We start from the raw sequence: 12,983 nt of genomic DNA on the forward strand, positions 1-12,983 counted from the left end.
ACTGCGCATGAAATTTAAACGTCGTCAGGTTGAAGATATTCATATCAACCTCACACCGATGATTGACTGTTTGATGTTCATTTTGGTGTTCTTGTTGCTCTCGACTACCTTTAACCAGATGAGTCGAATGAACCTGACTTTGCCAGATGCACAAGGTGTTCCACCTAAAAACTATGATCAAAAGATTGAAGTTGTGGTGGATTCATCGGGACATTATTCTGTCAATGGTCAGTCATTGGCGAGTAAAGAAGTCTCTGATTTGAATACTGCAATTAAACAGACAGCCAATGATCGTCGTGATTTAATGTTTGTGATTGCCGCAGATGCAAAAGCAACACATCAAGATGTGATTCGGGTGATGGATGTTGCAGGTCAACTTGGATTTGTGAATATCAACATCAGTACCAAAGTTCCAACTCGAGGTTATTAGTGAAGCACGATTTTAAGGTCTATTTACGCCTATTAAGTTATTTAAAACCTTTTTGGGGAATCGGCCTGCTGGTTTTGCTTGGTTTCGGTATTAATGCTGCGACAGAAGTTTCTGTCGCAAAATTATTGGAACGCATTATTGAAGCCATTCAAAACAAAGATCAAAGCTTTACAACCTTATTTCCACTCTTGGTGGTTTTATTGATGTTCTTCCGTGGACTCGGTTTGTTCATGGGGGGATATTTTACCGCAGTGATTTCTCGAAACTTAATCTTTAATATTCGTCAGCAAGTATTCGCAAAACTCATGCGTTTGCCTTCGCAATATTATTTAGATAATTCGAGCGGACATATCACTGCAAAAATTATGTATAACGTTGAACAGTTGACGGCAGCATCATCTGAGTCACTGAAAACGATTGTACAACAGGGTTTGATTACCATCGCATTATTGGGTTATTTGCTGTATACCAACTGGCGTTTAACCCTGTGTATTTTGATTTTTGGCCCAATTATTGGGTTGATTATCCGTAAAGCATCCAAGCGCATGCGTAAATTATCCATGCAAGTGCAAAGTACCATGGGTGATGTTAACCATGTAGTGCAAGAGACAGTACAAGGCAACTTGGTGGTGAAGGGCTTTGCAGGGCAAGATTATGAACAAAAACGTTTTTATGAAAGCTCAATGGAGAACTTACGCCGCGGCTTAAAGATGGTCGTGGTGCAACAACTCAATAGCCCGATTGTTCAGCTGATTATGTCGATCGCGCTCAGTATCGTGATGTATATCGCGCTACGCCCAGAGATTTTACAAGATACAACCGCGGGTGAGTTTGTTGCCTATATCACTGCCGCAGGTATGCTAAGTAAGCCAATAAAAACCTTGACGGATGTCAACGAAAAACTACAACGAGGCATGGCAGCAGCTTATTCAGTTTTTGAATTGCTTGATATGCCTGAAGAAGTAAATAACGGCACGCTTAAGCCTGCTTTGAAAGGCGATGTCGAATTTAAAAATGTTAATTTGATCTATGCTGATGGTCACCATGCGATTCATGACTTCAATTTAAAAGTCAATGCAGGGCAAACCGTTGCATTGGTTGGGCGTTCAGGTGCAGGTAAAACCTCACTGGTCAATCTGTTGGTTCGTTACCAAGAGGTGTCGTCAGGACAGTTGTTGCTTGATCAGCATGATATTCACGACATAGAACTTAATAGCTTGCGTACTCAGATTTCGATGGTCAATCAGCAAGTAGTTTTGTTTAACCGTACAGTGCGTGAAAATATTGCTTATGGTCAGCTCGAGCATGCAACAGATGAGCAAGTTATTGCTGCTGCCAAAGCTGCATTTGCGCATGATTTTATAATGGATTTACCGCAAGGTTATGACACGCCATTGGGTGCGCAAGGTTTAAATCTGTCCGGTGGTCAACGTCAACGGATTGCGATTGCGCGTGCCATTTTGAAAAATGCACCGATTTTAATTTTAGATGAAGCGACCAGTGCGCTGGATAATGAATCTGAATTTTATATTCAGCAAGCATTTGACGCTGCGATGCAAGATCGTACCACGATCGTGATTGCACATCGTTTATCGACCATTGAAAATGCAGACTGTATTGTAGTGATGGATAAAGGGCGTATTATTGAACAAGGTTCGCATACGGAATTGATGGCACAACGTGGTGCGTATTACCAACTTCATCAGCGTAATTTTGAGGAAAACTAAGTCATGTCTTTTGCACAATTGATTCAGGATGCTTGGAATGAACAGGCAAAGTGGCTCGTTGTGTTTAGACCTTTGTCATGGCTTTATCGTGGCGGCTTTTTACTCAATAAAAAACTCTATCAATCAGGTATTAAGCAAAGCTATAAAGCGCCTATTCCAGTCATGGTCATTGGAAACATCACAGTAGGTGGAAGTGGTAAAACCCCATTGCTCATTCATTTGGTCAGTTATTTAAATAGCTTAAAGCTGCGTGTTGGTGTGATCAGTCGTGGCTATGGTGGTCAAGGACCATTTCCAGCCTATGTGGATTTAGACTCGACGGCTGAAATCGTGGGTGATGAGCCGAGCTTAATCGTTCAGTCTACAGGTGTGCCAATGGCGGTCGGTCCAAATCGCCAGCAAAGTATTGAGTTGCTACTATCCAAGCATGAATTGGATTTGATCATCTGTGATGATGGTTTGCAGCATTGGGCACTTCAACGTCAGTTGGAGTGGATCGTGCTGGATAATAACCGTGGTTTAGGCAATGAAAAATTATTACCTGAAGGTTATTTGCGTGAACCGAAAAAGCGTCTTGCCAGTGGAACGGTCATTGAGCATTCAGCAGATCCAAGTTCTCCACTGAATATGCACCTAGAAGCGGCGCAGCCTTATTTGCTCAATAAAGATCTTGTGACGACATTTGATGCAAATAAAGATTTTTATGCTGTGGTGGGTATCGGCTTTCCGCAACGCTTTTATAAAACCTTAGAAAATATGGGGATTCATCAATTTCAATGTCATGAATTCCCAGATCATTATGAATATGAACTGAGTGATTTGCAGTTTGAAGATGCCAATCCCATCATTACCACTGAAAAAGATGCAGTTAAAATTTTAGCGATCCTCAAAAATAATCCAGATTTTAAAAGAGAAATATGGGTTGTTCCTGTTGATGCAGTGTTATCACCTGCGTGTTATGAAACTTTGCACGCGCAGTTGAAACAACTGGGTCTGAAACTTCCCGAAGGCATTTAATTTATGAAACATATTGTTATTCCTGCACGTTTTTCAAGTTCACGTTTACCAGGTAAGCCACTGCTTGAAATTCACGGCCGTCCGATGATTTTACGTGTGGTCGATCAAGCCAAAAAAGTTGCAGGGTTCGATGACCTATGTGTCGCTACAGATGATGAGCGTATTGCAGCAGTATGTCGTGCAGAAGGGGTTGATGTGGTACTGACCTCTGCAGAGCATCCATCTGGGACAGATCGTTTAAGTGAAGTTGCACGCATCAAAGGTTGGGCGAGTGATGACATTATTGTCAATGTACAGGGTGATGAACCTTTGCTTCCCGCTCAATTGGTAAAACAAGTTGCACAATTACTTGTAGATCAGCCGACATGTTCAATGTCGACACTCTGCGAGCCGATTCATAGTCTGGATGAGTTTCAACGTGACAGTATCGTCAAAGTGGTGATGTCAAAGCACAATCAAGCGCTGTATTTCAGTCGTGCGACTATTCCTTATGACCGTGATGGTGCAAAGCAAGCTGAACAAATCTTGCATGATCAAGCCTTTCGTCATTTAGGCCTTTATGCATACCGCGTAAAACTACTTCAAGAATATGTCACTTGGGATATGGGTGTACTCGAAAAATTAGAAAGCCTCGAACAATTACGCGTTTTGGAAAATGGTCACCGTATTGCCATTGCTGTGGCAGAAGCGAACCTTCCACCGGGCGTAGACACTCAAGCTGACCTTGATCGTTTGAATCAAATGGATGTTTCAAACTTCGAATAAGGTTAAACGATTTATGCAAAATGAAATTGTGGCGCAAGTTTACCCTTGGCAGCAAAATACATGGAATACATTAACCAGCCGTTTTCCACAACTGGGACATGGCGTGCTTTTGTATGGCAAAAAAGGCTGTGGTAAAGAGGCATTTGCAAAACAATTTCTTGCATGGGTGCTGTGTCAAAAACGTGATGAGCGAACTGAGCCATGTGGTGAGTGTGGGAGTTGCCAGTGGTTAAAGTCAGATACACATCCAAATTTTGTCCACATCAGTACAGATGAAGACAATAAAAAGCAAAATGCCAAAATTAAAATCGAAAAAATTCGTGATTTATTGCCCTTTGTACAGCAAACCGTAGACGGTTGGCGAGTTGTGTTGATTGAACCTGCTGAAGCATTAAACATTGCGTCATCGAATGCTTTGCTGAAAACACTGGAAGAGCCTGGCGAACGCATTGTGATTATGTTGTTGGCAGAGCACTATTTGAAATTGCCGGCAACTATACGCAGTCGAATGCAGCACTATGCATTGGATCGTATTGAACCCGAACAATCACAGCAATATTTACAGCAGCATTTGCCCGATAGTGGTGAAACCCAGCGCAAAGTTCTCATGAACTTAGCCAGTCAAATGCCATTACAAGCAATTTCATTGGCAAGTAGTGAATGGCTAAATATGCGCCAAGAGTTTCTACAAGATTGGCAAAAACTTGTGACACAAAAAAACATGCCGATGGCAATTGCGACCAAGTGGAATAAAGCACTGAGTTTTAGTGATTTTAGTCAAATGTTTGAATACTTGTTGTCCGATATAATTTGTGTCAAGCTAAATCAATCCATAAAAAATATAGATTTGGATTTTGGAGTGTTGGCAGAGCAATATTCGCTCGAAACACTCTTTGGGATTTATACAGAATTACAGCAGTCTAAGCGGTTCATCGAGCAGAACGTACAGGGGAATCTGGTCGTAGATGAGCTTTGCATCAAACTGATGAATGTTTAATTAAGGGGAAACATCATGCAACCACGTATGGGCGGGATCGTTCACGCTAATATTCCAGATGTGGAAACACTTTTTGCGAGCTACATGCCTTATGTCGTTGGTGGCGGTTTATTTGTACCATCAAAGCAAGCTGTGAAAATGGGTGATGAGGTTTTCTTATTGGCGACTTTGCCTGAACAAAGTATAAAAATTCCTTTGACAGGAAAAGTAATTTGGATTTCGCAAAAGCAAAATGGTATTAAACCACAAGGTTTTGGGATTCAATTAGGCGGCGAAAAAGGCGTTTATTTCAAAACAGAAGCAGAACGTTTACTTGCAGGGCTTAAATCTGAGGGGCGTAGAAGTTACACTATGTAGTTACAACAGTGAAGACTTGTAGGTACATATTGTGTTTGTAGATACCCATTGCCATTTAACCATGCTCGACTTAAGCCCTTATGAGGGTAATTTAGATCTTGCATTGGATCAGGCTCGTCAAGCCGGGGTCTCAAAATTTATGAGTATCTCGGTTGATCTAGATGACCATATCGAACTTTCAAAAATTGCCGCACGTCATGCTGATGTAGGTTATTCCGTTGGGGTACACCCATGTGAAGATCCTGCAACGATGGCTCGGGCAACAGAAGAATATCTCATTGAATTAGCACAACCTGAAAAGGTTTGGGCGATTGGTGAAACAGGGCTGGACTATTTTCATAGTACAGACTTTATTGCAGAGCAAAAAGAATGCTTTGCCCGTCATATTCACGCATCGCAAGCCGTAAAAAAACCGGTGGTTGTACATACCCGTTCTGCAAAGCATGATACGGTGGATATTATCCGTGCAGAGAAATCCACTCACGGTATTTTGCATTGTTTTACTGAAGATTGGGAAACGGCAAAAGCTGTCTTAGATTGTGGTTATTACGTGTCATTTTCAGGCATTGTTTCTTTTAAAAATGCGCAAGATTTACGTGATGTGGCTAAGCAAGTACCATTGGATCGCGTGCTGATTGAAACAGATAGCCCATACCTTGCACCGATGCCCTATAGAGGAAAGTCTAATGAACCAAAATACGTTCCCTATGTAGCCAAAGCCTTAAGTGATGTATATGATAAGTCAATTGAAGAGATGGCTTTCATTACAATGCAAAACTTTGAAAATCTCCTCAATCTTAAGTAAATAATTTGAATTGATATAAGAGTAAGAGAGTATAGGGTGAAGATGGATCGTCAAGCTCAGTTTAGAGCAAGAGAAGCATTAATTTTCCAAGTGGCAGAGCAACTGCTATTGGAAAATGGCGAAGCAGGGATGACACTAGATGCGCTAGCGGCAGAACTCGACTTGGCAAAAGGGACGTTATATAAACACTTCCAAAGTAAAGATGAACTATATATGTTGCTCATTATTCGTAATGAACGCATGTTATTGGAAATGATTAAAGACACCGATAAAGCTTTTCCTGAACACCTTGCTTTCTTTATGTTGCATCACTTACATCACCCAGAACGTACAGTGTTGTTTCACCAAATTGAAGAGCGTTTATCGACAACGGGTGTGGGTATTCAGCACTTATTTAGTGAACTATATCAAGTGCGCAAACAGCGTCTAAGATTGATCATTCGTATGACTGAGCGTTATTTGGAGTCGATTCAAAGTAGCATGCCAGTACGTGATTATCTTGCTTCAATTTGGTCACTTACACATGGCGCTGCAGCAATTTTGAACTCAAGTTTTTATCAGCGTTATTTGGGTTCAAGAGACACCCTACGGGTTGCTTATATTGATCAAGCCTTGGCCTTACCAAAACAAGTGCATGCGGTTGCTCAATTCGCTTAAAGGCTGCATATGAAAATAGCATCACCATCATCGGTTCGTGGCTTCACCCTCGTAGAATTGATGGTGGTGATTGTGATTATGGGCATCATGGCCTCATTGGTGCTTTTGAATATCGGTGGGACAGATCAACGCAAAGCCATGCAAGCACGCGAAGTGTTTGTGATGGATATGAAACGAATTTTACGCGATGCAAATGATCAAGCTTTGATATTGGCCTTACAGCAAAAAGCTGGAACGGATGTCAACACGCAAAGCTATGCGGTACAAGAATATTTACCAGAACAAAAACGTGTAGAAAATAGTATTTTAAATCAGAACAATAAATGGCAAAACTATAAAGATTTTGAAACCCGAGTATTACCTGAAAATGTCTCTTTTACGATTCAGCCTTTAGATCAGCAGTATGAAAATGCTAATAATGATGATTTGTTAAATACCAAAGCACCCAAATTGATTTGGTTGGGTAATGGTGAGGTGAAACCTGTACGTATACAGTTTTATTTTGAAGAACGTCCCATTGGTAATGAAATCGAAATCGATCATTTAGGGAAAGTTAATGCGGGCTAAAGGATTTACGCTACTTGAAGTCATGGTGGCATTGGCGATTTTTGCTACTGCGGCAATGGCTTTGTCTAATGTTGCGATGCAATATACGCAGTCGACAGCACACGCAATTTTAAGAAATAAAGCACAATTTGTCGCGCTGAATGAAATCGCTAAGATGGAAATCAATCGTGAATGGATGACAGGTACTGCATCTAAACAAGTCACTGAACAAGGCGAACAATGGCAAATTGACAAAAAAGCCCAAGCCACCATTAGTCCAAAAGTACAACGGATTGATATCCAAGTGAGTCTGATGAATGCTGAAACTGGGGATATTGAAGCAGGGATTAGCAGTTTGGTGTTCTTTAACTATAAGGCTCCGTTGGATGAAAATAATAACTAGAAAAAATCGTACATCTAAAAATATGCCTGTGCTTGTGCAGCACGAGATGAAGAATCAAGCAGGATTTACCTTAGTTGAACTTTTGGTTGCGATTGCCATTTTTGCAGTGCTGTCTGCATTGGGTTGGAAGGTCTTTGATTATGTCTCGAAAGTGAAAGAACGAAACGCAACCCATGAAGTAAGGCTCAGTCAGTTGCAAGATGCCCATCAGCAAATACTCAGAGACACAGTGCAAGCTGTGCCCTTAACTGCCAATATTAATGGAGACATTCAACCAGCGTTGGTGTTGCAAAATGGCCGATTTAATTTCAGTAAGACTGGTGTTACTGATCCATTAAATCAGGGCATTGCACCTGATGAGCGAGTGGAATATCAATACAAAGCTGATGAAAAAAAATTGTATCGGCTAAAATTTAAAAATCTCAACCAAACAGGGCATGATCAACCAGATTCGAGTGTATTACTGGATAATGTAGAGCAATTTGAAATCACGGTACTCAATCCAAATGAGTTAGAGAATTGGCCAGATGCTGCCGCTGATTTGAATAATGAAAAAACCATACAACTGTTACCGCGGGGCATCAGGATGCAACTCACAGTTGATGGGACAAACTACGAATGGTTATTCAGTTTGTTAAATACTGATTTTTTATTGGATAAAAATAAAAATGGTTAACGGTCAGGTAGGGTTATTTGAAGTTTGGAGTTGCTTATGAAACAGCAACGTGGCATCGCTTTGTTAACTATCCTGATGATGGTAGCTTTGGCAACCATAGTTGCAGCAGGCATCGCAAAACAACAAGCCAATACTTCTGAAAACACCGCCTACGTGATGCGCCAAAATCAATCGATGTTATATGCGAAAAGTGCCGAAGCATTTTTTGCTGAGCTTTTGGTGAATGATGCTGAAAATGCAGGGCAGGTGGATCACCTTCAAGAAAATTGGGCTCAGCCTATGCCAGCCTTTCCAGTGGAAGGTGGAACTGTTGCAGGTGTGCTCCAAGACGAATCTGGAAAATTTAACCTCAATAGTTTGGTTTCAGAGGAGGGTGTGGTAAATGACAAAGCAAAATTATGGTTTGAAAAAATATTGCAGCGTGTTGGTTTACCCGCAGAATTAAGTCAAGCCGTGATTGACTGGCAAGATGAAGATGATGAGACTTCTGGCCCGATGGGGGCAGAGCTGGCGTACTATCGTGGTTTAAATAATGCGGCACTACCACCAAATGCAAAATTCCATAGTGTGGAAGAACTGAAATCAGTCCGTGGTTTTGAAGGTGCTCAATATAAACTGATTGCGCCCTATGTGAGTAGCTTGCCCTCGCATGAAACAACGGTAAACATTAATACCGCTCCTGCATTTTTGTTAACGACCATGGATGATCGTTTAGATGTCAATGCAGTCGAGCAAGCTTTGCAACAAAAAGCAGCCAAATTTGAACATTTCGAAAATATCAATGATTTATGGGTAATGGAGCCATTTGCACAGGTGAGCACAGAAAATAGGGAAGTTTTAAACTCACAATTGGGTGTGCGGTCGAACTATTTTAAAGCGCAAATTGAAATTAATTTAAATGAAAGAAAGCGTCAATTTACCAGTGAGTTAGTGCGAAAAGATAAAGATGTATATGTGGCTTTTCGCAGTATGGCACCATTTTAGGTCTTAAATATCGCTATATTTTCATGATGCCTTTTCCCAATTGTGTTGAACAGCAAAATTAATGCCTCTTGTTAGACTTTTGCATTATAATCTCTGAGAACCCATAGATTATTTGATTGCATTACGACATATGTTAATTCGTAAGTTATTTAAGTTTGAAAACGCGCATATCGTGCGTAATTGCACGTCAGACCGTTGCAAACGTTCCATTCATGGACACAGTTATAAAGTCGAATTATTACTCAAAGCGTCGAAACTTGACCATGGACAAATGGTTTACGATTTCGGTTTGCTCAAAGGGGTAATTAAAGACTTATTTGACAGTTTTGATCACGCGATTTGTTTTTGGCAACACGATGATGCTGAGTACATTCGTGCCTGCAAACAGTTCAGCGCACGGTGGGTTGAACTACCCGTATCGCCTTCAGCAGAGCAGTTTTCACGAATCTTCTTTTACTTGGCACAACAAGTTCTAAAATCAACAGAAACTCAAAATGGTGAGGGTGATGTTGAGGTGTATTCTGTGATCGTGCATGAGACAGACACAGGCTATGCGCAAAGCTTCTTAGAAGATATCGACAACGCACAAATGGGGTTGTTGCAGTTAGATCAAATTATCTTCTCCGAACAGGTTCAGTCGGAATGGAACGATACCCAGATGTATGAAAAATTAAAACAGGGTCAAAAATTTTTAAACCCTGCAGTTGATTTACAAATTAGAATTTAAGTAAATATTTGGTTTTATTAGGATTGGTTAACAGTGATGTCTTTAACAGAAGAGCAACAAGCAAAACTCGCTAAAGTGCAGCTTGAGCCTAGCTGGAAATATGCCCTAAGTGAGTTTTTGCTTAGCCCCCGCATGGATGAGTTAAAAGACTTTCTGCTACAACAAATCAAACAGGATAAAGTGATTTATCCCCCGAATCCGCTGATTTTTAATGCCTTAAACACGACGCCTATGGCGAATGTAAAGGTGGTGATTTTAGGCCAAGACCCGTATCATGGGCCAAATCAGGCACATGGCTTGAGTTTTTCGGTACAAAAGGGGGTTGCATTACCACCTTCTTTACGTAATATTTTCCATGAGTTAAATACCGACCTTGGGGTACCAGTGTCAAAACATGGGGACTTAACACGCTGGGCAGAACAAGGTGTGTTGCTGTTAAATGCGGTACTGACTGTTGAGGCTGGGCAACCAACTTCACATCAAAAACGTGGCTGGGAAGATTTTACAGACCATGTAATTGATGTTTTAAATGAACAACGTGAGCATATTGTCTTTATTTTATGGGGGGCATATGCACAGCGTAAGGGACAACGCATTGACCAAAATAAGCACTTGGTGCTAAAAGCCGCGCATCCATCACCTTTGGCTGCAAACCGCGGTGGTTTTTTTGGTTGTAAGGTGTTCTCAAAAAGTAATAATTATCTTAAACAAAATGGCATTGAGCCAATAGACTGGCAGCTGGACGCATGACTTATTCTCCCGTTTCAAAAAATTATCACCCAGATCTGATTGTTGAAGAAGCGAAAAAGGGCTGGCGCATTGTTCGCCTGAATCGCCCAAAATCGCTTCATGCATTAGATGAATCTATCTGTACAGCGTTGCTTGAAGTCTTTCAGGACTTTCAACACGATGATGCTGTAAAAGCGATTTGGTTAGATTCCACTACGCCAAAAGCATTTTGTGCAGGTGGCGACGTACGCAAATTGCGACAATTGGTGGTCAATGATGAAGTTGAAACGGCGAATAAATTCTTTGAACAAGAATATGCTCTAGATTTGCTGCTGCATAACTATGCAAAGCCGATTTTGGTTTGGGGCGAAGGTTATGTGATGGGTGGTGGTTTAGGTCTGTTTATGGCTGCACCTTTCCGCTTGGTAACACCTTATTCACGTTTAGCAATGCCTGAGATTAATATTGGTTTGTATCCAGATGTAGGTGCGACGCGTTTCCTTGCTGACCGTGGCGCCATTGGTTTGTTTACTGGGTTAACTGGCTCGATTATGACCGCAGCAGGTGCTTATGGTATCGGTTGGGCAACGCATATTTGTGATGCGCAGCGTGATAACGTACTTGAAACTGTCATTAATATTGATTGGGATCATTATCCAGCGGGTGATTTTCGTGCCATTGATGACACTTTAAATAGTATGCATCGTCCTGTGGGACCGGGGCCATTACAAAACTCATTAGATGTGATTCAAAGTGTGTGCCGTGGGCATAATTTTGAACATGACTATGAATCAATTATTGGTTTAAGCGATGCACGCAGTGATTGGTTACGCCAAGCCAGTGAAAATTTACAAAAAGGTTCACCTGCAACAGCAGCATTAACATGGTTGTTGTGGCAGTGGGGCAAGCAAGTGCATTCTTGGAATGAAGTGTTTGAACTGGAAACCCAAATTTCGGATTGGAAAATTCGTCATGCGGACTTTGTTGAAGGTGTGCGCGCCCGTCTAGTCGATAAAGACCTGTCTCCAGAATGGAAAAAAGGTACAGATCTTTCCCTCAAAGGAATTCTGGCTGATGAGCCTCCTGTAACTAATATTGACAGTTGGAATGCACTGTTAAGACAGTATGGTGTAATTTAATTAATTGATGTCTGAACCAAACTTATTTAGTGATGAACATTGGATGCAGCTTGCTTTCGAGCAGGCTGCACAAGCTGCTGAATTGCAAGAAATTCCTGTAGGCGCAGTCATTGTGAGTCAAAATCAAGTCATAGGTGCAGGGTTTAATGCGCCGATTTCTCTGAAAGATCCCACCGCACATGCGGAAGTACAAGCTTTGCGTCAAGCTTGTTTAAATATCGATAATTACCGTTTACCTGACGATGCAACTTTATATGTAACTTTGGAGCCATGCACAATGTGTGTGGGCGCTTTGGTTCATTCGAGAATTAAGCGTGTGGTATTTGCGACGACTGAGCCTAAAGCAGGTTCTTTGGTCAGTTCGCGTCAATTATTAAATTCAGGTTACTATAACCATATCTTTGAGTTTGAGCATGGTTGCCTACAAGAGCAATGCTCCCAACAATTAAGTGATTTTTTTAAAATGCGTCGTGAACAAAAACGACTGATGAAGTTACAGGAAAAAGCCACTTTGACTGAACTTAATTTAAAAAATCAAGTAAACTCTACTGACAATTAATATTGTCAAATAAAATAGGGTACACCATGAAATCCATTCAAGTAAAAAAAGAATTTAATGCACCGGTCGAGCAAGTTTTTGACTTACTTTCAAAACATTCGACCTATAACGTGGCTTTTGCACCAATTCAAGTGGTGCGCGTCAAAGATTCAGCAGATCCTGAACGTCCTGATGGTGTGGGTTCTGTACGTCGTATGGGCTTTGGGCCAGTGAAGCCTTTACAAGAGCAAATTACCTTGCTTGAGCCAAACCAACGCATTGAATATAAGATTATTAAAAACCCACTGGTGAAACATCATTTGGGCGTGATTCAATTCGAAGCGATTGATGCCGCACGTACTTTAGTTACTTATACGATTGAATTACAGGCGCGTGCACCGTTCGTTAGTCAATTAATCCTTGCGCAACTGAAGTCAGCGATTAAAATTGGTTTTTCAAAACTTGCAAAAACCGTATAAACAAAAG

17 protein-coding genes are annotated in these 12,983 nt (G+C 41.2%); all 17 read left to right on the forward strand.

Annotation, left to right across the window (positions count from 1 at the left end; all coding sequences use genetic code 11):
* Positions 1 to 7 precede the first annotated feature (7 nt).
* On the forward strand, positions 8 to 430 hold the full coding sequence (locus tag FTU02_RS00895) for a biopolymer transporter ExbD (protein WP_180022523.1): 423 nt from the start codon (positions 8 to 10) through the stop codon (positions 428 to 430).
* Positions 430 to 2,157 (forward strand): lipid A export permease/ATP-binding protein MsbA, encoded by a 1,728-nt coding sequence (gene msbA, locus FTU02_RS00900; protein WP_180155324.1) that lies wholly within the window; start codon positions 430 to 432, stop codon positions 2,155 to 2,157. Before FTU02_RS00895 ends, msbA begins: the two co-directional genes overlap by 1 nt.
* A gap of 3 nt (positions 2,158 to 2,160) precedes the next feature.
* On the forward strand, positions 2,161 to 3,174 hold the full coding sequence (gene lpxK, locus FTU02_RS00905) for a tetraacyldisaccharide 4'-kinase (protein ID WP_078188953.1): 1,014 nt from the start codon (positions 2,161 to 2,163) through the stop codon (positions 3,172 to 3,174).
* Between the two features lie 3 nt (positions 3,175 to 3,177).
* A complete protein-coding gene (gene kdsB, locus FTU02_RS00910) occupies positions 3,178 to 3,939 on the forward strand; it encodes a 3-deoxy-manno-octulosonate cytidylyltransferase (RefSeq protein ID WP_180155326.1) in 762 nt (253 codons plus the stop codon).
* Between the two features lie 13 nt (positions 3,940 to 3,952).
* The gene (locus FTU02_RS00915; protein ID WP_180059027.1) at positions 3,953 to 4,936 is read left to right on the forward strand and encodes a DNA polymerase III subunit delta'; all 984 of its coding nucleotides are present in this window, start codon (positions 3,953 to 3,955) and stop codon (positions 4,934 to 4,936) included.
* 15 nt (positions 4,937 to 4,951) lie between these two features.
* A complete protein-coding gene (locus FTU02_RS00920) occupies positions 4,952 to 5,293 on the forward strand; it encodes a PilZ domain-containing protein (protein ID WP_180059028.1) in 342 nt (113 codons plus the stop codon).
* A gap of 31 nt (positions 5,294 to 5,324) precedes the next feature.
* A complete protein-coding gene (locus FTU02_RS00925) occupies positions 5,325 to 6,098 on the forward strand; it encodes a TatD family hydrolase (RefSeq protein ID WP_111885060.1) in 774 nt (257 codons plus the stop codon).
* A gap of 42 nt (positions 6,099 to 6,140) precedes the next feature.
* Positions 6,141 to 6,755: a TetR/AcrR family transcriptional regulator gene (locus FTU02_RS00930; RefSeq protein ID WP_168378896.1), complete on the forward strand. Its 615-nt coding sequence runs from the start codon at positions 6,141 to 6,143 to the stop codon at positions 6,753 to 6,755.
* Between the two features lie 9 nt (positions 6,756 to 6,764).
* The gene (locus FTU02_RS00935; protein WP_180155328.1) at positions 6,765 to 7,322 is read left to right on the forward strand and encodes a type II secretion system protein; all 558 of its coding nucleotides are present in this window, start codon (positions 6,765 to 6,767) and stop codon (positions 7,320 to 7,322) included.
* Positions 7,312 to 7,704 carry a type II secretion system minor pseudopilin GspI gene (gene gspI, locus FTU02_RS00940; protein ID WP_180155329.1) on the forward strand — a complete coding sequence of 131 codons (393 nt, stop codon included), beginning with the start codon at positions 7,312 to 7,314 and terminating at the stop codon, positions 7,702 to 7,704. Before FTU02_RS00935 ends, gspI begins: the two co-directional genes overlap by 11 nt.
* Positions 7,705 to 7,750: 46 nt before the next feature.
* Positions 7,751 to 8,380, forward strand: coding sequence for a type II secretion system minor pseudopilin GspJ (gene gspJ / locus FTU02_RS00945; protein WP_180155331.1), 630 nt, complete (start codon positions 7,751 to 7,753; stop codon positions 8,378 to 8,380).
* Between the two features lie 36 nt (positions 8,381 to 8,416).
* Positions 8,417 to 9,364, forward strand: a complete 948-nt coding sequence (gene gspK, locus FTU02_RS00950; protein ID WP_180155333.1) for a type II secretion system minor pseudopilin GspK — start codon at positions 8,417 to 8,419, stop codon at positions 9,362 to 9,364.
* A gap of 130 nt (positions 9,365 to 9,494) precedes the next feature.
* Positions 9,495 to 10,091: a 6-carboxytetrahydropterin synthase gene (locus FTU02_RS00955; RefSeq protein ID WP_180023911.1), complete on the forward strand. Its 597-nt coding sequence runs from the start codon at positions 9,495 to 9,497 to the stop codon at positions 10,089 to 10,091.
* A gap of 36 nt (positions 10,092 to 10,127) precedes the next feature.
* Positions 10,128 to 10,841 (forward strand): uracil-DNA glycosylase, encoded by a 714-nt coding sequence (gene ung / locus FTU02_RS00960; protein WP_078193660.1) that lies wholly within the window; start codon positions 10,128 to 10,130, stop codon positions 10,839 to 10,841.
* On the forward strand, positions 10,838 to 11,959 hold the full coding sequence (locus tag FTU02_RS00965; protein ID WP_078188941.1) for an enoyl-CoA hydratase/isomerase family protein: 1,122 nt from the start codon (positions 10,838 to 10,840) through the stop codon (positions 11,957 to 11,959). Before ung ends, FTU02_RS00965 begins: the two co-directional genes overlap by 4 nt.
* 7 nt (positions 11,960 to 11,966) lie before the next feature.
* Positions 11,967 to 12,518 (forward strand): tRNA adenosine(34) deaminase TadA, encoded by a 552-nt coding sequence (tadA, locus tag FTU02_RS00970; RefSeq protein ID WP_180115261.1) that lies wholly within the window; start codon positions 11,967 to 11,969, stop codon positions 12,516 to 12,518.
* Between the two features lie 26 nt (positions 12,519 to 12,544).
* Positions 12,545 to 12,976 carry an SRPBCC family protein gene (locus FTU02_RS00975; RefSeq protein ID WP_078188937.1) on the forward strand — a complete coding sequence of 144 codons (432 nt, stop codon included), beginning with the start codon at positions 12,545 to 12,547 and terminating at the stop codon, positions 12,974 to 12,976.
* Positions 12,977 to 12,983 lie beyond the last annotated feature (7 nt).

Source organism: Acinetobacter sp. YH12045 (assembly GCF_013419925.1).
GTDB classification, from domain to species: Bacteria; Pseudomonadota; Gammaproteobacteria; order Pseudomonadales; family Moraxellaceae; genus Acinetobacter; species Acinetobacter amyesii.